This is a genomic window from Burkholderia sp. AU44665 (genome assembly GCF_030504405.1).
Lineage (GTDB): Bacteria > Pseudomonadota > Gammaproteobacteria > Burkholderiales > Burkholderiaceae > Burkholderia > Burkholderia semiarida.
The window spans coordinates 384,470-404,100 of record NZ_JAUJRI010000003.1 but is presented as its reverse complement, the minus strand read 5'-3'; the positions used below and the strand labels follow the sequence as shown (position 1 = coordinate 404,100).

At 68.6% G+C, this 19,631-nt stretch carries 15 protein-coding genes and 1 pseudogene; 5 read left to right on the top strand and 11 right to left on the bottom strand.

Going from position 1 to position 19,631, the window contains the following annotated elements; all coding sequences use genetic code 11:
- Positions 1-43: 43 nt before the first annotated feature.
- A complete protein-coding gene (locus QZM15_RS10315) occupies positions 44-238 on the bottom strand; it encodes a YqaE/Pmp3 family membrane protein (RefSeq protein WP_099318039.1) in 195 nt (64 codons plus the stop codon).
- Between the two features lie 302 nt (positions 239-540).
- Between QZM15_RS10315 and QZM15_RS10310 the strand changes: the two genes are divergently transcribed.
- Positions 541-762 (top strand): hypothetical protein, encoded by a 222-nt coding sequence (locus QZM15_RS10310; protein WP_011548933.1) that lies wholly within the window; start codon positions 541-543, stop codon positions 760-762.
- A gap of 60 nt (positions 763-822) precedes the next feature.
- On the opposite strand, the gene QZM15_RS10305 is transcribed toward QZM15_RS10310, so the two are convergent.
- Together QZM15_RS10305 and QZM15_RS10300 are read right to left on the bottom strand one after the other, a co-directional pair.
- Entirely contained in the window at positions 823-4,659 is a 3,837-nt protein-coding gene (locus QZM15_RS10305) for a DUF748 domain-containing protein (RefSeq protein ID WP_302106317.1), read from the bottom strand.
- Positions 4,660-4,810: 151 nt separating this feature from the next.
- Positions 4,811-6,247: a DUF1254 domain-containing protein gene (locus QZM15_RS10300; protein ID WP_302106316.1), complete on the bottom strand. Its 1,437-nt coding sequence runs from the start codon at positions 6,245-6,247 to the stop codon at positions 4,811-4,813.
- A gap of 469 nt (positions 6,248-6,716) precedes the next feature.
- On the opposite strand from QZM15_RS10300, the gene QZM15_RS10295 reads away from it, so the two are divergent.
- Entirely contained in the window at positions 6,717-9,518 is a 2,802-nt protein-coding gene (locus QZM15_RS10295; RefSeq protein ID WP_302106315.1) for a heavy metal translocating P-type ATPase, read from the top strand.
- 142 nt (positions 9,519-9,660) lie between these two features.
- On the opposite strand, the gene QZM15_RS10290 is transcribed toward QZM15_RS10295, so the two are convergent.
- From QZM15_RS10290 to QZM15_RS10275, 4 genes and pseudogenes are all read right to left on the bottom strand, one after another.
- On the bottom strand, positions 9,661-10,140 hold the full coding sequence (locus QZM15_RS10290) for a GNAT family N-acetyltransferase (RefSeq protein WP_302106314.1): 480 nt from the start codon (positions 10,138-10,140) through the stop codon (positions 9,661-9,663).
- Positions 10,141-10,299: 159 nt separating this feature from the next.
- The gene (locus tag QZM15_RS10285) at positions 10,300-10,455 is read right to left on the bottom strand and encodes a hypothetical protein (RefSeq protein WP_167351646.1); all 156 of its coding nucleotides are present in this window, start codon (positions 10,453-10,455) and stop codon (positions 10,300-10,302) included.
- A gap of 174 nt (positions 10,456-10,629) precedes the next feature.
- Positions 10,630-12,003 (bottom strand): flagellar hook-length control protein FliK, encoded by a 1,374-nt coding sequence (locus tag QZM15_RS10280; protein ID WP_302106366.1) that lies wholly within the window; start codon positions 12,001-12,003, stop codon positions 10,630-10,632.
- Positions 12,004-12,202: 199 nt separating this feature from the next.
- Positions 12,203-12,325 (bottom strand): annotated as a pseudogene (locus tag QZM15_RS10275) (IS3 family transposase); the annotation flags it as partial.
- 317 nt (positions 12,326-12,642) lie between these two features.
- On the opposite strand from QZM15_RS10275, the gene QZM15_RS10270 reads away from it, so the two are divergent.
- Positions 12,643-13,221 (top strand): YbhB/YbcL family Raf kinase inhibitor-like protein, encoded by a 579-nt coding sequence (locus tag QZM15_RS10270; RefSeq protein WP_059581827.1) that lies wholly within the window; start codon positions 12,643-12,645, stop codon positions 13,219-13,221.
- Between the two features lie 124 nt (positions 13,222-13,345).
- Here QZM15_RS10270 and QZM15_RS10265 read toward each other — a convergent pair whose 3' ends face one another.
- Positions 13,346-14,044, bottom strand: a complete 699-nt coding sequence (locus tag QZM15_RS10265; protein WP_302106313.1) for an MgtC/SapB family protein — start codon at positions 14,042-14,044, stop codon at positions 13,346-13,348.
- A gap of 117 nt (positions 14,045-14,161) precedes the next feature.
- Here QZM15_RS10265 and QZM15_RS10260 point away from each other — a divergent pair, with 117 nt between their 5' ends.
- On the top strand, positions 14,162-15,271 hold the full coding sequence (locus QZM15_RS10260; RefSeq protein ID WP_060011226.1) for an AGE family epimerase/isomerase: 1,110 nt from the start codon (positions 14,162-14,164) through the stop codon (positions 15,269-15,271).
- On the opposite strand, the gene QZM15_RS10255 is transcribed toward QZM15_RS10260, so the two are convergent.
- A complete protein-coding gene (locus QZM15_RS10255) occupies positions 15,244-16,863 on the bottom strand; it encodes a methyl-accepting chemotaxis protein (protein ID WP_302106312.1) in 1,620 nt (539 codons plus the stop codon). The genes QZM15_RS10260 and QZM15_RS10255 overlap by 28 nt on opposite strands.
- 281 nt (positions 16,864-17,144) lie before the next feature.
- On the opposite strand from QZM15_RS10255, the gene QZM15_RS10250 reads away from it, so the two are divergent.
- Complete coding sequence (locus QZM15_RS10250) at positions 17,145-17,588, top strand: PaaI family thioesterase (RefSeq protein WP_006480333.1); 444 nt, start codon at positions 17,145-17,147, stop codon at positions 17,586-17,588.
- A gap of 58 nt (positions 17,589-17,646) precedes the next feature.
- Here QZM15_RS10250 and QZM15_RS10245 read toward each other — a convergent pair whose 3' ends face one another.
- Positions 17,647-18,699 carry a CaiB/BaiF CoA-transferase family protein gene (locus QZM15_RS10245; protein ID WP_302106311.1) on the bottom strand — a complete coding sequence of 351 codons (1,053 nt, stop codon included), beginning with the start codon at positions 18,697-18,699 and terminating at the stop codon, positions 17,647-17,649.
- A gap of 125 nt (positions 18,700-18,824) precedes the next feature.
- Positions 18,825-19,589 carry an IclR family transcriptional regulator gene (locus QZM15_RS10240; RefSeq protein ID WP_059581813.1) on the bottom strand — a complete coding sequence of 255 codons (765 nt, stop codon included), beginning with the start codon at positions 19,587-19,589 and terminating at the stop codon, positions 18,825-18,827.
- Positions 19,590-19,631 lie beyond the last annotated feature (42 nt).

The window sequence follows — 19,631 nt, the reverse complement described above, 5'->3', positions numbered from 1 at the left end:
CCCGCCAGCCAGCCGGTGACGCGACGCCGCTTCCCTCCCCCTCCTACGGCCGCCCGCGCAACGCCGCCTCGATCTTGCGATCGGTCTTGTACTGGCTCAGCGCATACACGGACCAGATCGCGGCCGGCAGCCAGCCGATGATCGTGATTTGAAGGATGAGACAGATGATCCCCGCGATCGGGCGACCGATCGTGAAGAACTGGAACCACGGGAGCAGCAGGGCAAGCAGAAGGCGCATGAACGATCCTCTCGGTACGTCGTTGAACGGGTGATACCCGGCCAATATGGCCGGTTGCGCGCACCGTTTCAAGCCCGGGCACGACGCGCGCCGGGCGAAGCGCCGGGCCGATGCCCTCGCCCACGCCGAACCGGCCAGCCCCTGCGCGACACCGCGACGAGCGCGATGCCCGTCGCCGCCCATGAAGGCGTCGCAATCCACGGCCCTCGCGTGGGCCAGCCCCGCGCGGACGGATTTTTTTTCGGCTTGGCCCGCGACTATTGGCGTGTAATAAAAGGTTTTCCCTGACCCGGAGCACGAGTATGTCGACCCTGGAAGCCCTCCGGTTCGTGCTGGACGATGCACGTACCCCCGAAATCATTCGCCATCACGTCGTCGACGCGCTGCAGTACGCGCTGCGCAACTACGGACAGGTGTTCACCGCGAAGGAAGTCGAATGGCTGACGCAGTGGGACGACGCACGTCTGCCGCTGGCCGCGAGGAAGGAGCTGGACAAGCGCGAACCGGCGATCGCCGGGCGCTGAAAAAAGCCGCCGCGCCCGACGGGTGGGGGCGCGGCGGCGGATGACGGTTGGCGATAACGCTTACTGCAGCCCGAAGTCGACGCGGGTCGTCGCGCCCTTGTCCGAGATGCCCTTCGCGTCGAGCTTCGGCGCGACGACGAACATGCGGCTCGAATCGATCTTGCCGTCGAGATACTGGCGCACGGCCTGCGCGCGCTGCTGCGCGAGCGCACGCAGCGCGTTGTCGTCGGCGGGCGCGTGATCGGCGAGCGCCTGCTTCATGTCCGCATCGGGCAGCGTCTTCTGCAGGCCGACGAGGTTGCGCGGCTTCTTGAAGTCGGCGGCCTTGTACGCGCGCGTCAGGTATTTCGAGTATTCGGCCTTGTCGACCTTCACCGACATCGGATCGATGCTTTCGCCCTGGCCGATCACGTCCTTCAGCTTCTGCTGACGCACCAGCCGCTCGACGTACGCGTCGCGCAGCCCCGGCGTGTCCTGCGCCGGATCGACGCGGCCGATCAGGTCGAGGCGGATCGACGGCTTCTCGGTCAGCATCTTCACGACCGTGTCGAGCTTCTTCTCCTGCGCGTCGGTCAGCACGTACGAACCCGGCGCGAACTCGACGTAGCCGAGATCCTCGCCGCCGCCCCCGCCGAACGCATTCGCGAGCAGCGTGAACGGCGACGTGACGGCCTTCGCGATCAGGTTCAGCACCGCGCGCCAGATCAGCCCGCCGACGCTGAATTCCGGATTCGACAGCGAACCCGACACCGGCAGGTTCACGTCGATCTGGCCGCGCGTGTTCTTCAAGAGCGAGATCGCGAGCTTCACCGGCAGCTTCGTCGCCGTGTCGTTCTCGATGTGGTCGCCGAACGTCAACTGGTCGATGAAGATGTGGTTGTTCGCCGACAGCTGATCGTTCGCGAGCTGGTAGTGCAGATCGACGTTGAGCTTGCCCTTCGTGATCGGATAGCCCGCGTACTTCGCCGAATACGGCGTCAGATTGGTCAGCTCGATGTCGTGCGCGGTCGCCGTGAGGTCGAGCGCCGGCTTCTCGATCAGCGGATTCACCGAGCCCTTGATCGAGATGGGCCCGTTGCCCGCGAGGTTCGCGGCGACGTCGACCGGCGCGGACGTCGTCGAATCCGTGCCGAACGCACCGACCGTGCCCTTGATCGCGACGAGGTTCGCCGTGTAGTTCGGCTTGATGAAGTTGTCCGTATACGTGACGCGGCCGTTCTGCAGCACCAGTTCGCCGAAGTGCATCCGCACCGGGTTCCGCGGCTGCGGCGCGGCCTTCACGACCACCGTCGCCGACGCGGCGGCCGGCACGGACGCCTGCTGCGCGGCCGCGGCCGATGCGGCCTGCGCGGCGGCCGGCGGCGTCACGCCCGGCGACAGCGGCACCGGTTCGCCCTTGCTCGCGTCGCGCGTGAGCGACTGCGCGGGGCCCGTCTCCTTCGCGACGACGTCCTTCAGGTTCAGCCGCCCCTGCGCGTCGAGCAGCACGCGGCCGTAGAAGTTCGAGAACGTCACGCGCGCGGCGTCGACGTCGGTGCCCTTCTCGTCGTAGTTCGCCTTCAGGTTCGACAGCGCGAGCGAGCGCCAGCCGGCGAACGGGTCGGAAGTCGCCTTGTCGAGCATCCGCACGTCGACCAGCGCGACGTCGCCGCGATAGGTCGCGCGCGGCGTGTCCTTCACCTGCGCGAACGTCAGGTTGCCCTGCGCGTTGAGCAGCGCGCTGGCGATCGTCGCGTTCAGCGCGCTGCCGAAATACGGCTCGAACGCGGCCGCGTCGAGGCGGTTGCCGTTGATCTTCAGGCCGAGCTTCAGCGGCTGCGCGGTCACGTCGCCCGTCACGTTCAGCGCGCCCTTGCGGTTCAGCGTCGCCTTCAGTTGCACGGGCAACGGCTTCGTCAGGTCGTCGCTGATCTTCTGCACCGACAGGTCGAGCGGCTTGATCGCAAGCTTCACCGGGCGCGGCGTCGACAGGTCGGTGAAGTTCGCCGCAGCGTCCTTCACGTTCAGCGCATCGATCCGGTAGTGCCACGACGGCGCGGCGGCCTGCGCCTTGCGCGCGACCGTGCGCGGCGGCACCGCCGCCTGCGCGGGTTCGGCCAGCGCCGCCAGGTCGATCTTGCCGTCCTTCAGGCGCTTCACGTCGAGCGCGAGCCCGCTCGCGTCGACGCTGGCGATCTCCGCGGTGCGCGCGGCGACGTCGACCTTCGCGATCTTCGCGGTTGCGTCGGGCAGGACGATGGCCGGCGCCTTGTTGTCCGGCGCGGCGATCTTCAACGATTTCAGGCTGACCGTGCTGTCGGCGACTTCCGCGGCGAGCGGCGTCTTGCCCCAGTCGGTCTTCGCGTTGACGGTCGCGCCGAGCGTGCCGTCGAGCACGCGCGCGCGCGTCGCCTCGCCAAGGTACGGCTGCAGCGCGGGCAGCGCGAGCGCGGCCACCGTCAGCTTCGTGTCGGCCTGCTTCGCCGCGAGGTTGAACGCGCCTTCGGCCTTCACGTCGCCGCCGCGCGACAGCGACGTCGACAGCGTGTATTTCGCGGGCGTCTTGCCCTGCAGCGAGAAGCCGTCGAGCGTCGCGGCGAGCTTCGTCAGCGAGATCGCGGTCGGCGTCGCCGGCACGCGGTCGTCGACGTTGATCGTGCCGCCGTCGATCGCGACATGGCGAATCGTCAGGTCGAGCGGCGGCGCTGCCTTCGCGGCGGCGCCGCCTTCGGCCTTCGCGCCGCTGGCGGCGGCGACGGTGGCACCGGACGCGGCGGATGCGCCGGACCCAGCGGAAACGGCGGCGGCCGACGCGGCCGGCTTGCCGGTTTCGGCCTTCGGCGCGGCGGCCGGCTGCACGACCAGCTTCTCGACGTTCAGCACGCCCCGCTTGTCGCGCGACAGGTCGACCACCGGCTGGTCGAGCCGGATCTCGTCGAAGTGCATCGCGTTGCGCAGTGGTTCCAGCCCGGCCGCCGCGACGTGCACGCCGCGCGCGGCGAACAGCGGCGCCGACGCGCGGTCGGTCACCTTCGCGTCGTTCAGGTCGACGGTGCCCGATACGCGCAGCGCGGGCGTCTCGCCGCTCATCACGAAATTGACCGTGAGGTTGCTGCTCAACAGGCCGCTCGTCACGGCCACCGGCAGCTTCGCCGGCACGTACGAGATCAGCTTCGGCACGTCGAGCCGGTCGAACTTCAGCGCGATCTCCGATTCGCGCGACTGCGCGAACGGCTTGGTCTTACCGTCGATCGAGATCGGGCTGCCGTCGAAGCGCGCACGCAGCTTCGGCTCGACGAAGATGTCCGTCTTCGAGGCCAGCGTCGCGATGTACGGAATGCCGAGCGTCCAGTGGTCGACGACGTGCTTTTCGTTCAGCAGGCGATCGTCGAAATCGATCCGGCCGTCGTTGACCTGGATGTTCGATACCGAGAACTGCGTCGGCTTGCTGTCGGGCGTCGGCGACGGCGACGAGAACTTCTCGATCAGATCGGTGAAGTTGAAGCGCTGCGCGTCGTAGCGGACGACGTGAAAGCGCGGCGAATCGAGCCGGATTTCGTTGACGATCGGCGCGCCGCGGAACAGCGACGACCACGACGGCCTCACGACGAGCTTGCCGATGTCGATGAAGTCGCCCTGGCCGCCGCGCTCGCCGAGGTGGATGCCTTCGGCTTCGAGGTTCAGCGTGTACGGGTTGAGTACGATGCGCTGGATCGTGGCCGGCCGGTCGAGCTGCTTGCTCAACTGCTGTTCGGCGACATGGCGGATCAGCGGCGGCGCCGCGAAGAAGCCGAACAGTCCGAATAAAACGACGAAGATCAGCACGCCGATGCCGATACGCCGGGTCCGGCGCGAGCGTGCAACGCCGCCGAGGGCATGGAGGGTCGAGGGTAAGGTTTCTTTGTCTGCGCTTGCCATGCTTGAATGCCTCGGGAATGGATGCCGGGCCGCACCGGAAAACCGGGCGGCCGCGCACGCTATCCCGAAAGTATAGGCTCAGGAGGTGACGGTACGGCGGTCGGGCGCCGCCGCCGCACCCGCCGGTCGAACAACGGCGGCGGTCAACCGGTCATTTCCGGACGATGGCGGGCGGCATCCACGACCCGTCGCTCGCTTGCGGCTTCGGCGCGTACAGGCGCAACGCGAGCGCGAAATCGGTACGCGGCGCCGGCAGCCAGTTCGCCGCATGCGTACCGCCCGGCGACGCCGACACGACGACGTCGATCGAGCCGTCACGGTTGCGGCGCAGCCGGTCGCGATCGCCGAGCGAGCGGCGCGCCGACCCGACGTCGGGCAGTGCGCCGTTGGTCGTGTACGGCGTGAGCGTCCAGAACGCGCGCACGGGCGGCAGCGTGCCCGGCGCGAAATGCAGCACGTAGCGGTTCGCGCCGTTCAGCGCATGGCCGTCGCTGTCGACGCGGGTGATCGCGAGCGTTTCGTCGTCGCGCGTCGCGGTGCCGAATTGCGTGTAGGCCGCGTACGCGCGCAGCGCGTAGTCCTGGCCGTACTTGCCGGCCGTGTCGCCGATCCAGGTCCAGCCGTTCGCGTTCAGCAGGTTCGACGGCGGCGTCGCGAGCCGCGCGCGCGCCTCGGCGACGCCGGCCGTCGCGGCCGTGAGACGGTCGCCCGTCCACAGCACCGGGTAGCCGGCCGTCACGCCGATGTCGGCGAGCGATTCCTGCGCGTGCGCGTCGTCGGCCGGCGGCGGATTGTCCTGCAGCGCCCGCGCGAAGCGCGTGAAGAACGCCTTCGGGTCGAGCGCGTCCACCTGCTCGGCCGGCGTGCCGCCGCCCACCGCTTCGGACGGCGCGCTGCCCGCATGGACCGCCACCGACGCGCCGCGCTCGGCGCCGGTGTAGACGGACAGCGGCACCACGCGGATCGCGCGCTGCAGCTTCTTCACGTTGGTCAGGTCGCGCCCGCCGCTCGTCTGCAGCCGCACTTCGAGCCACGCATTGGCGGACGGCACGTCGACGCGCAGCACGCCCTTCGGCAATGTGCCCTGCCAGTCCTTCGCGGCGAAGGCAATCGTTTGCGATCGCGCGGCGCCACGGGGGCCGCGCGCCGCGACGCTCGACGACGACCACAGCACGTTCGTCCACATGTCGAGCGCGCGTGCGTCCCAGTAGCGGCCGCGCGTGTCGGGTAGCGTGACGATCACGGGTTCGGCGGCGACGTCGAGCCAGCCGGTGGAGTCGAGCGTGTCGACGCCCGGCAGCGGCGGGTTGACCGCGCCGACCGGCGGCAGCGCCTGCGCGTGGCGCAGCGTGTTGAGCGGCGCCTGCCCCGGTTGCGCACCGTCGCCGCCCGTCGCCGCTTCCTTCGCGACGTCCATCAGCACGAGCGGATACGCATAGATATAGGAGTCGGCGACTTCCGCGCGCATCCAGCCGGTTTTCCGCTGGATCGCGTCCGGTTGCGACGCGCATCCTGCAAGCAATGCCGCCATCGCCAGCGACGCGCACGCGCGTCGCAGGGAAACTGATTCTCGCTGGTTTTCAATCATCGATTACTGGCCGAATATCGTTCTTTTCAGTCAACGCCTTGTTCGTCTCGCGAACCCGAACAAGGCACCCCAGCGTGCCCGGATGACCGTTTCGCAACGTTTCGTAACGGTGGGCGCTGATGTCAGGCCGGTATCATAGCGCCTAAGGGCATCCCCCAATATGCCGAATAACGGGTGAAACGCTAGTTGAACCGTCAAAAAATCTGAAACGTTTCACGGGATTCAGCAAAAATCCGGAACAACGCCGGCACCCTCAGCCAGTTGCCCGTAAACGCCTCGCGAGCGTCAAGCTTGGTCCTCAGCGCGCACTGGCCGTCCGTCTGGAAGCCGGGCGATCGCTTTTTCCGTGTTGTGACACCCTGTGTGCATCGACTTGCGCCGCATCGTCGCCGGTACTTGACCTTACCATCATGGGAATGTTGATACTGGAACCATCCGCGGCACGAACCGCGCTTTTGGGGAATCCGATATGACTGAACCACTCGCCTCCGCGGCGCTGCAAACGATCGAGCTGAGCGTCGACGGCATGCATTGCGGCGGTTGCACGGGCCGCGTGCAGCGCGCACTGGCCGCCGTGCCGGGCGTCGTCGATGCGGCGGTCGATCTCGACGCGCATGCGGCGACGGTTACCGCGCAGGAGGCGGTCGATCCCGGCCGGCTCGTCGACGCGATCGGCGAGGCCGGCTATCGCGCAACCGTGCGCGAAGCGGTAACCGAAACGGTCGCGGCCACGCCTTCGTCGGAGAACGCGTTACACGCGGCACCACCGCCTGCGTCGGTTGCCGCCGCGACGATCGAACTCGACATCGACGGGATGACCTGCGCGTCATGCGTGTCACGCGTCGAGAAGGCGCTCGCGAAGGTGCCGGGCGTCACGCGCGCATCGGTCAACCTCGCGACCGAACGCGCGACGGTCGACGCGTCGGCCGGCGTTTCGGCCACCCAATTGGCGGACGCCGTGAAGCAGGCCGGCTATGGCGCGACGCCGGCTGTGTCGGACACCGTCGTCCCGGCCGCCACGCCCGCGAACGTCGAACTCGACATCGGCGGCATGACCTGCGCGTCCTGCGCCGGCCGCGTCGAAAAAGCGCTGGCCGCCGTGCCGGGCGTCGCGCGCGCGACGGTCAATCTCGCGACCGAGCGGGCGTCGGTGCACGGCGCCGGCGCACTCGATGCCGCCACGTTGATCGCCGCAGTCACCACGGCCGGCTACCGTGCATCGCTTCCCGCCACCTCGCCCGCCGGCGCAACGATCGGCGCCGATGCACGACCGGCCGGCCCCGCGCAGGCCCCCGACGCACGCAAGCGCCGCGAAGCGATCCGCGAACGCAACCTCATGATCGCGGCCGCCGTGCTGAGCGCGCCGCTCGTCGCGCCGATGCTCGCCGCGCCGTTCGGCATCGACCTGATGCTGCCCGGCTGGCTCCAGCTCGTGCTCGCATCGATCGTGCAGTTCGGATTCGGCGCGCGCTTCTACCGCGCGGCCTGGCATGCGGTGAAGGCGCGCACCGGCAACATGGACCTGCTGGTCGCGCTCGGCACGTCGGCCGCGTACGGGCTGAGCCTGTGGATGCTGCTGCGCGATCCCGCGCATCCCGGCCATCTGTATTTCGAGGCGTCGGCCGTCATCGTCACGCTCGTGCGCTTCGGCAAGTGGCTCGAATCGCGCGCGAAGCGCCAGACCACCGACGCGATCCGCGCGCTGAACGCGCTGCGCCCCGACCGCGCGCGCGTCGTCGAGCACGGGGTCGAACGCGACGTGCCGCTGTCGCAGGTGCGCGTCGGCACGCACGTCGGCATCCGGCCCGGCGAGCGCGTGCCCGTCGACGGGCGGATCGTGTCGGGCCGCTCGCACATCGACGAATCGCTGATCACCGGCGAAAGCCTGCCCGTGCCGAAGGACGACGGCGATGCCGTCACGGCCGGCTCGATCAACGGCGAAGGCGCGCTCATCGTCGAAACCACCGCGATCGGTGCTGAAACGACGCTCGCGCGCATCATCCGCCTCGTCGAATCCGCGCAGGCCGAGAAGGCGCCGATCCAGCGGCTCGTCGATCGCGTCAGCGAGGTGTTCGTGCCTGCGATCCTCGGCATCGCGGTGCTGACGCTCATCGGCTGGCTGCTCGCCGGCGCCGGGATGGAAACCGCGATCCTCAACGCGGTCGCGGTGCTCGTGATCGCGTGTCCGTGCGCGCTCGGTCTCGCGACGCCCGCCGCGATCATGGCCGGCACGGGCGTCGCGGCCCGGCACGGCGTGCTGATCAAGGACGCGCAGGCGCTCGAGCTCGCGCAGCGCACGACCGTGATCGCGTTCGACAAGACCGGCACGCTGACCGAAGGCAAACCGTCCGTGACGGCGTTCGACGCCGTCGGCATGCCGCGCGACGAAACGCTCGCGCTCGCCGCGGCCGTGCAGCGGCAGAGCGACCATCCGCTCGCGCGAGCCGTGGTTTCCGCGCATGAGGCGGAGGTGGCCACACATGGCGGTGCGGCTGCGTCGGTCGTCGCGACCGACGCGCGCGCGGTGGCCGGGCGCGGCGTGGAAGCGCACGTCGGCGGGCAGCGGCTCGCGCTCGGCAGCACGCGCTGGCGCGACGAACTCGGCATCGCGGTGCCGTCGGCGCTCGACGCGCGCGCCGCGGAACTCGAACGCGCCGGCAACACGATCTCGTGGCTGATGCGTGCCGATGCGCCGCGCGCGGTGCTCGCGCTGATCGCATTCGGCGATACCGTGAAGCCGGGCGCCCGGGACGCGATTGCAGCGCTGGCGGCGCGCGGCGTCGCGAGCGCCCTCGTGACGGGCGACAACCACGGCAGCGCGGCGGCCGTCGCGGCGGCGCTCGGCATCGGCGAAGTGCACGCGCAGGTGCTGCCCGACGACAAGGCGCGCGTCGTCGCGGAACTGAAGCGCACGCACGGCGGGATCGTCGCGATGGTCGGCGACGGGATCAACGACGCGCCCGCGCTCGCCGCGGCCGATGTCGGCATCGCGATGGCGACCGGCACCGACGTCGCGATGCACACGGCCGGCATCACGCTGATGCGCGGCGACCCGGCGCTCGTCGCCGACGCAATCGACATCTCCAAACGCACGTATCGCAAGATCCAGCAGAACCTGTTCTGGGCGTTCGTCTACAACCTGGTCGGCGTGCCGCTCGCGGCGCTCGGGTTGCTGAACCCGGTGATCGCGGGTGCGGCGATGGCGTTTTCCAGCGTCAGCGTCGTGACCAACGCGTTGCTGTTGCGGAGATGGAAAGGCCGCGCGCGTTGAGGCGGCAGGCGGTGATTGCCGGATGGCCGAACGGGGCGTTTGGCGTTTGGCCAACGGGAAGGATAAAGAAGCGTGCCGGTGTTGGCCGGCTATGCGGCGTGCCGAACCGGCAGCATGTGAGGACGCACCCGGGCCGACGGATTCAGCCCGACACGACCGGCTTGATCAACGTCGTGGTAATCGGCACGAACCCACACGCGCGATACAGCGCACGCGCCGCCGCGTTGTGATTGAACACCGACAGCCCGATCTCGGTGACGCCGTACCGGCGTGCCTCGGCGTCGAGCGCGTCGAGCGCGCGCGTGGCCCAGCCCTCGCGGCGCCGGGACGGAACGATGTCGAGGTCGTAGATGAACAGCGTGCGGTTCGGCCCTTCGGGCACGATCGCGTACCAGAGGTCGCCCACCGTGTCGCCGGTGGCGGCGTCGATGAGCGTGACGAGGGTCTGGCCGGCGGTCAGCAGGCCGTCCGGCAGCAGCGTGTCGAAACAGGCGCGCGCACGGTCGGCCGCGTCTTCGACAGCATTTTGCCCGGAAGAAACGAGATCGCGCGCGTAGCCGTCGATGGCTCGCGTGCGGTACGCGTGGAATTCGCCGGCCGTCATCGGCCGCATCTGCAGCATGGCCCGGTCGCCGTGAACGGAATCGAACTTCCAGTGTAGCGGGACACTCGCACCGGCGCGCGACGCGGCGGTGGAAACGGGCAGGCAGGGGCGCCGCGCCGAATCAGCGAATCAGCGAATCAGCGAATCAGCGAATCAGCGAATCAGCGAATCAGCGAATCAGCGACGGTACACGACGATCGGCACGAGGTGCGCACGGCGCACGCGCTCGGCTTCCGCATGACGCGCGGCGTACGAGTAGTCGGCGTCGAGCGGCAGGTGCGGGGACACGAACAGGTCGTCGATCTTTTGCAGCAGGGCGAGGATGAAGCTCATGTGAGACTCCTGACAGATGTGGCTAGGGTTTTCCCTTAGATGAACTCCATTCTAAGGGTTTTCCCTGAACTCTGCCAGCGAGTGCATCGGTTTGCCGCACGTGGACGACAGCCGATTGCCGTCGCGGAATGGCGACCCTTGCTCCGTCGGGGTTACAGGATAGGGTCGGAAGGATTAACGCGTGCGACGGATTCGCTTCGCGACGGCCGCCTCGCGATTTGCGTTGCGCTGAAGCCGGTCGACTTGCGACAGGAGCGCTTCGTGATGCTCCTCGAGCGTCATCAGCGTGGCCTGCTGCGTCGACAGATCCGCCGCGAGGCGATCGATCCGCTGCTGCTTCGTGGCCGCGTCCTGCTTCAGGTGCGCGATCTGCCGCGTTTGCAGCACCAGCGCGACGAGCGCGGCCAGCACGACGACGGCCAGCGCGAGCAGCAGCCGGTTGACGCGGCGCATCTCGCGATCGGCCGCGCCCGTCAGGCCATCCACGTCGGATTGCAGCGCGGCGAGCCGGTCGGTCAGCGGGCGCAGGTGCGTGTCCGGGTCGAAGGCCGGCGCGGCCGGTTGTGCACGCTCCGACGATGGCTTGGTCACGAACGATGCGGCGGAGGCCACCGGCTGCGTGACCGGCGGCGACGAAGCGTCCGGCTGCGCGGCTATGTCGCGGGGCTTCGGAGCATGCGCGGCGATGGCCGGTTCGGGCGGTCGTGCCGGTTGTGCCGGTTGTGCCGGTGTCTGCGGCTCGACCGGCGCGGCGGCGAGCGGCGGCAGGTTCGATTCAAGCGATTCCGGCTTCGAGCCGACGCTCGTTGCAACCGCTACGGTTTGCGTTGCCGCCGCTTCGTTGGTCCCGGTAGCCGCTCGGCGCTTGCCGCCCGACGACGCGCGGCGTTCCTTCGCGGCATCACCGGAAGATTTCCCTTCGCGGGATTTGACGACTGCCGCCTCGACCGCAGGCTTCGCGACTTCGCCGTCTGTCGCCTGCGATTCCGCCGCCTGCGCCGCCTCGCCATCGGCGGCTTGCAGTGTCGTCTCCGCCTTCGCGGCGCCATCGATCACCGGCACATCGACCTGCGTGACGACGCGATCGCCGGCAAGCAAATCCACTGCCTCCGTTGCACGATCCTCTGCAGATGTACCGTTGACGTTCGCGGCCAAACCGCCTTCAGGCGTCGAAACAACCGCGGTCGCCACATCGGGCACCGCCGCACCTTCCGCTTCCCCGAGCCCCGCGGCAGCCGCATCCGCCGGCGGGTTGAATCCATCCAGCGTGGCCTGTCGCCCGTCGTCGGCGCCGGCCGACTCATCGGCTTCCACGATCGCTTCATCGCGCACCGCAACCGGCATGCGCTCGCCGGGCTCGAGCACCGGATCGCCGAACAGGTCGAGCGTCCGTTCGTCGCGCGGCGCGTCGCCGGCCGCTGCGCTGCCGGATCGCGCCGTCGCCCTGGCGGACGTGCTGCCTGCGGCAGCGGCCGAGCGCGGGCGGGAACGGGCCGACGAACGGGCGGAACGGGAACGGGAGCGAGGCGTGGAAACGGATTCGGTCACGTCTGCCAGATTATCGTCCAGGGACATCCAGTGAAATCCTATTGTTCTTCAACAAATCAATAACTTGCGTCTTCAACCCATCCAATTTGCTCTGACTCCATCCAGCCTGTCCAGTCATCCCCGATGGGCTACGCGATGGGCCAAAACCGATGCTAACCGACAAACAAGCCAAAGCGCTCAAACCAAGCGACAAACCCGTCTTGCGTATCGCCCAGTCCATCACCGCCGTCAGATACGCGAAACCGCGCGCCATTGGAATGTAAGTCGTGTCGAGTACCCACGCCTGGTCGGCCCGCTTGATCTTCATGCCTTGTAGCAAGTACGCATTGACGATTGTCGGAGAACCGCCGCGAGTTCACATGACTCGCGGCGGTTTTTTGTAAACGATCGCTTGTCCGTGCAGTGGCCATTCGTTCGAAAGCACGAGCACGCTCATTCAGCGCCAACCGCTGCCGCGCTCGTCTATGCGGGCGCTCGACCTTGCCGGCACGAGTGACGATCGAATCGACCGAAAGTCCTGCCAACAACGTTGCAGCCAAGGCAACACCGTGGTTCGCGAATGCGCCTTCCGGCGCGAATCGCCACAAGATACCGTGGATACCGTTGTACTGAACTCTCACCCTTCAACGGAGCAACGTCATGCGACCGAGGATTTTTTTGTCCGCGATTCTATTCACCTCAACGGCATTGGCGTTCATCCCGGCGACAGCCAGCGCGGAGCCGTTCACGATCACGGTCGATGGCCTCCATCGCGGGCACTTTACGAACGAACACGTGTACGGAGGTTTCGGCTGTCACGGTCAGAACGTTTCGCCGCGCATTTCGTGGGCTCACGTTCCGCGCGGCACGAAGAGCATCGTCGTGACGATCTTCGACCCCGATGCGCCGACCGGGGGGCTTGGCTGGACCCACTGGGAGATCGTCAATATTCCACCTTCGGAGTCGTCGATCGAAAAAGGCGCGTCCGGCAATCCGAAGCTCATGCCGAGCGGCGCTGTCGAGACATTGACGGATTTTGGCGAATCCAGATACGGTGGGCCCTGCCCGCCTCAGGGTGCATCGCATCGATATGTCGTGACGGCGTCCGCCCTGAACGTGGAAAAAATCGACGTGGCGCCGGCGGCAAGTCCCGCAGTCGTCGCTTATCAGATGCACGGGAAAATCATCGCTCAGGCAAAGTACGTCGCCCGATATCATCGCGCCTCCACTACCGATTGACGGTTGCGATTACGCCAACGACATTCCACCAGCGACGTCCAGGTTGCCGTCGCGCTCGACGGCATCAACCAACGCCCCGGACCGACGACTCCCTCCGCCCAGCGCATTCGTGCCGATAGGCCCGCTATTCGTCACTCGACAACCCATTCCCGCCGTCGAACCGCGTGACGCCCGGCAGCGCGCGCAGCTTGTCGCAGATCGCCTTGTATTCGCCTTCCGACACCCGCGCGAGCGCGATGCGCACCTCGTCCTGCTCGCCCGCGTCGTCGGCACGCTGCACGATGAACTGCTTCACGCGCGCACTGTCGGGGCCGAGCGCCGCGTGCAGCGAATCGAACGTCAGCGTGCCGCTCGCCACCGTCAACGCGAGCTGGCGCCGCTGCCGCACCGTGAAATAGCGCCGCTCCAGCGGCTTGATGCCGGCCAGGATGATCAAAATGATGATCGTCGCGGAAATCGCCGCGACATAGAGCCCGCCACCCACGGCGAGCCCGATCGCGGCGACCGACCACAGGCTCGCGGCCGTCGTCAGCCCGCGTACGATCTCGCCGCGCAGCAGGATCGAGCCCGCGCCGAGGAAGCCGATGCCCGACACGACCTGCGCGGCGATCCGCGACGGATCGAGCACGACGTGGTCGCTGGTACCGAGCACGTCGGCGAAACCGAACGCCGACACGATCATGATCAGCGTCGAGCCGACGCACACCAGCATGTGCGTGCGCAGGCCGGCGGCCCACGACAGGCGCTCGCGCTCGAAGCCGATGACGCTGCCGAGCGCCGCCGCGAGAACGAGCCGCATCACGAGTTCCAGGTTGCTGAGCATTCGATTTATCTCCTTTTTTTGGTGCCGGCCGCGCGGAATGTTTTATCCTTGGCCCCGGCCGCGCCGATTCTCCGGGCCGCGCCGACACGTTTCGATCCAAGCGCTCAAAACCCCACCATGTCCGTTTCCGACTCCGCTTCCGCCCAGGCCGCCCAACTGCGCCACCATTTCGCGCACGTCGTCTTGCCGATCTGGCGGGGTTCAGGGTTCGACCCGGCATTGCAACTGCCGTTCGAGGCCGTCGATCCGGCCACCCACGCGCCGCTGCCCGTGACCCGTTATCGCGCAATGGCGTGCGCGAGGCAACTGTTCGTGTTCGCGCAAGCCGGCGATACCGCACACGCGGCCACGCTGTTCGACGCGCTGTGCCGGCACTTTCGCGACCCGCGCCACGGCGGCTGGATCTACAGCGTCGATGCGCACGGCGCGCCGCTCGATACGACCAAGGACCTCTATACGCACGCATTCATCGTATTTGCGTGCGCCGCGTGGCATGCGGCGTCGGGCGACGCCGCCGCGCGTACGGTCGCAGAAGAAACGGCCGCACTGATCCAGGACCGCTTCGCGCCGCGCCACGGCGACGCGTTGCTCGATGCCGCACGGCACGCCGATTTCTCGTCATCCGGCAGCGGCGCGCTGCAGAATCCGCTGATGCACCTGACCGAAGCGTGGCTTGCGGCCGCCGATGCGTTCGGCGACACCGCGTTCGACGATGCGCTCGCGCGCACCGCGCAGGCCGTCGAGCGCACGTTCGTCGATCCGGCAACGGGCTGCGTGGCCGAGCTGCCGCTCGGGGCGGCCGACAACCGTTTCGAGCCCGGCCATCAGTTCGAGTGGTTCTATCTGGTCGACGCGGCCGGTGCGCGGCTCGCGCAGACCGGGCTCCCCGCCGCGCTGTCGCGCGCGTTCGCGTTCGCCGAGCAATACGGCGTCGATCCGCAGACGGGCGGCGTGTGCGCGGCGCTCGACGCGCAAGGCGCGTGCATCGACGGCACGCAGCGGATCTGGGCGCAGACCGAATACCTGCGCGCGCTCGCGACGCACGGCGGCACGCCGGCGTCGGCGCCGCTCGCACGTCAGATCGAGCGGTTCGCCGCGCGCTTCCTGCATCCGCGCGGCTGGTTCGAGTGCAAGACGGCGGACGGGCAGGTATCGCGCGCCGACATGCCGTCGACGACGCCCTACCACCTCGCGACCGCCTACGCGGCGCTGCCGGCCGGTTCGTAACCTGCCGCGGCAAGCGACGGCGCCGCGCGATCGCCGCGTGCGGCGCGTCCGTCGCCCAGTTCGAACACCGACACCGCCTGCATCAGGTGCGCGGTCTGGTCGTTCAGCGACGCGGCCGCCGCCGCGACTTGCTCGACCAGCGCCGCGTTCTGCTGCGTGAGCTGATCCATCTGCGTGACGGCCTGGTTCACCTGCTCGATCCCGACGCTCTGCTCGACCGACGCCGCCGTGATCTCCGACATCGTCTGCACGACCCGCGTGATCGAAGCCGACACCGTGCGCATCGCGTCACCGGCGCGCTCGACGAGCTCCGCGCCGCCATTGATCTGCGCGACCGAATCCTCGATCAGCGCCTTGATCTCCTTCGCCGATTGCGCGCTGCGCTGCGCGAGCGAGCGCACTTCGCCCGCGACCACCGCGAAGCCGCGCCCCTGTTCGCCGGCCCGCGCGGCCTCGACCGCCGCGTTCAGCGCGAGGATGTTGGTCTGGAACGCGATGCCGTCGATCACCGAGATGATCTCCGCGATGCGCCCCGAGCTCTGCGCGATGCCGCGCATCCGGTCGATCACGCTGTCGACCACGCCGCCGCCATGGCTCGTCGCTTCGAGCGCCGCGTCGGCCAGCGCGCTCGCCGCGCGGGCGCTGTCGGTGTTCTGCCGGACGGTCGCGGTCAATTCCTCCATGCTCGCGGCGGTTTCCTCGAGCGACGCGGCCTGCGTGCCCGTGCGCGCCGACAGGTCGGCGTTGCCGCCGGCGATCTCGCCCGCGCCGAGGTGGATCGCGTCGGACGCGTGGCGCACCGTGCGCACGGTGCCCGCGATGCTTGTCTGCATCGTGGCGAGGCCGCGCAGCATCCGGTCGATCTCGAACACGCCGCCCGCCTGCACGGCTTCGTCGAGACGGCCCTGCGCGATCCGCTCGAAATGGCGGCCGGCCTGCTCCAGCGGCGCGACGACCGCGCGCCGCGCGGCCGCGTAGATCGCCGCGCTCGCCGCGAGCATCGCCACCAACAGCACGATGCCGACCGACTTGAACCACAGCATGCCGCCGTCAATGGTATCGAGCGCCGCGCGGCTCGACGTGCCGCCATAGTCGGTGAAGCGATGCAGCTCGGCGATGTACGCGTCCTGGAAGCCCTGGGTCGGCTGGTCGAGGAACGCCTGGATGTTGTCGGCGTCGAGGAACTGCACGAGTTCGCCCAACGCGCCGCGCAGCGCGCGATAACGCTCGGTGAGCGCCGCGACGCGCGTGCGGTTGGTCTCGTCGACCGGCTGCGCGGCCGTCAGCACGGCGAACGCCTTGTCCGCTTCCGCGAGCGATGCGCCGGCGTGGCGGATGATGTCTTCGGGCTTCGGCCCGCCGCGCACCATCCGCGTGCCGGCGCGCGACAGGTTGATGCGCGCGTCGAGCAGTTGCTCGGTCGCGCGGCTGGCCGCGTCGACCTGCGCGATCGCGACGTTCGACAGATCGTCGACGCCGCTGCGCGTCGACGCGAGCGTCCAGAAACCGAGCGCTTCGATCGCGAACAGGAAGAGACAGAACACGGTCAACACGCCGAGCAGACCCGACGCGAGCTTGATTTTTCCGAACATGGGGGGATTCCTGGAAAGCGGACGATGAGGCAATGCCCCGGCATTAGCGGCATTTCTTCGTCGGACTTTAGGCGGAACGGCCGGAAACGCGGGCCAATCGCGCGCTTCGCTCGCGCATTCGCGTCGAATCGCCCGCAAACGCGGAGATCTTCGGTATTCGACGCAATAATCGCGTCGCATCGCACCGGGATTTGCACGAAATGCGGACGAATTTCCTTGCTTATCCGGAACCCCCTTCCTAGAGTTCAGCGCAAGCGGGCACTCATTTCGAAGGAAATTCGATGACCGACATCACGGACCACGCGCGCGGCGCATTGCGCGCGCAGCCGTTCAGCATGCTGCTGGGCACGGAGCTGATGCATATCGGCGACAACGAAGTGTCGCTGTGTCTGCCGGTGCGCGAGGAATTGCGGCAGCAGCACGGTTTCGTGCACGGCGGCGTCATCAGCTATCTCGCGGACAACGCGCTGACCTTCGCCGGCGCGCTCGTGCTCGGCCCGCGCGTGATCACCGCCGAATACAAGATCAACTATCTGCGGCCGGCCGTGAACGGCACGCTCGTCGCCCGCGCGAAGCTCGTGTACGCGGGCCGGCACCAGGCGACCTGCCAGTGCCACGTGTTTGTCATCGACGGCGATCACGAGCGGCTCGTCGCGATCGCGCAAGGCACGATCAATCGGGTCGGCGACGGCAAGATGCCGGATGCGCCGGTGGAAACGGCGTGAGAACGGCCTGAGCAACCGGCGGGCAATATCGCGGCCGGCTGGCCCCTGAGTCGCGCCGCTAGGCCGCGTCATCCCCCGCCAACGGCAAAAACCGCGGCGCCACCCTCGCCCGCACGTTCCCGCGCTCATCCGTCCGATAGATCCCGCGCGCCGCGTTGTGCGGATGCACGGCCGCGTCGGCCACGCTCAGCACCGGCGCGAAACACGCGTCGGTGCCTTCGAGCAGCGCGCGCCAGTGCGCGGACGGCCGCTGCGCGAATACCTCCGCGAAACGCTCCTTCAGCGCGGGCCAGCGCGCCCGGTCGTACTGCGACGCGGGATCGACGTCGGTCAGCCCGAGCCGTTCGACCAGCAGCGCATAGAACGGCGGCTCGAGCGCGCCGATCGTCACGCATTCGCCGTCCGCGCAGCGATACACGTCGTAGAACGGCGCGTCGTGGAACAGGCTCGGCTGCGCGCCGTCGAGCTGCCCGTTCGCGCGTGCCCACAGCGCGAGCGACCCGAGCATCGACACGATGTCGACGATCGCGCCGTCGACCACGCGGCCCGGCCCGCCGCCGCGCACGTCGAGCAATGCGCAGACGATCCCGAAAGCAAGCCCGAGCGCGCCGCCCGCATCGCCGACAACCGTCGGCGGCACGCCCGGCCGGCCGTCGCGCGGCGCGGACAGCGACAGCAGCCCGGTCAGCGCGACGTAGTTCAGATCGTGCCCGGCCGCGGCCGCGAGCGGTCCATCCTGGCCCCAGCCGGTCATGCGCCCGTAGACCAACGTCGGATGGCGGCGCGCGCAAACGTCGGGCCCGAGGCCGAGCCGCTCCATCACGCCGGGCCGCAAGCCCTCGATCAGCGCATCGGCCTGCGCGATCAGATCGAGCGCGGCGTCACACCCGGCCGGCGCCTTCAGGTCGAGTTCGACGATCGTCTTGCCTTCACGCAGCAGGTCGCCGTCGCGGGCCCGCAGCGCGTCCGGCGCGCTCGTGCGGCCGGACGGACGCGCGACAAGCGTGATGCGCGCGCCCATTCCGGCGAGCATCCAGCCTGCGAGCGGGCCGGGGCCGAGACCTTCGAATTCGACGACGTGGATGCCGGAAAGCGGTGCGTGCAATGACATGGCGACCTCGCTGAAATGCAGTCGGGACAGGGGCGGCGGGATTTTCCGATTCTATGCGAATGCCTGCGCGCGTCGGCATCGCGCGGCTAGAGCCTGTTCACGCCAATAACGGGCTTGCGCTCGCCCTAGCGGACCCCGTCGCCCGCACGCTCGGCGAGCGCCGCCCGCATCGCGCGCACGATCGCGTCCCGATGCGGGTCGATCCGCTCGACCGGCCCGGCCACGCCCATCGCCAGCGGCAGCCCGTTCCAGCCATCCGCGATCACCATCGAGATCATCGCGGCGCCCTGCGTCACGGTGTGCGCCGAATACGAATAGCCGAGCCGGCGGGTCTGTTCGACCTTGTCGAGCACGACGTCCTCGTCGATCGTCCTGCCCGACTTCCCGATCCGGCGGATGCTGCGCGACACGAGCCGGCGGATCGTGCTGTCCGGCTGGATGCTCAGCAGCGCCCAGCCGAGGCCCGACATGCAGATCTCGCGACGCGTGCCGATCGGCGCGTAGAACTGCACCGGAATCGCGTGCGAACCCTCGACCGCGTCGATGTACTGCACGTACAGGTCGCTCTGCACCGCGATCACGACTGCCTCGTGCGTGCGCGCCGCCAGCCGCTTCGCGACCGCATGCCAGTGCCGCCGGCTGCCGGCCGCCGAATCGACCAGCGCTTCGCCGAGATTGACGAGCCGCGCGGTGGGCGCATACGCATGGGTTGCATCGTCGTAGGCGAGGTAGCCGAGCGTCTTCATGCTGGTCAGCAGCGCCGCCGCGCTCGACCCCGGATACCCGCAGCGCGTCGCGATCTCGCGCACGCTCAGCGGCCGCTGCAAGGTGCTGAAGAGTTCCAGCACCTCGAACACGCGCGCCGCGCTCTTGACCACGTTTCCGCTCATCCCGCCCTCTCCACAGCGACCGGCACGGGCCTTCCACGTATG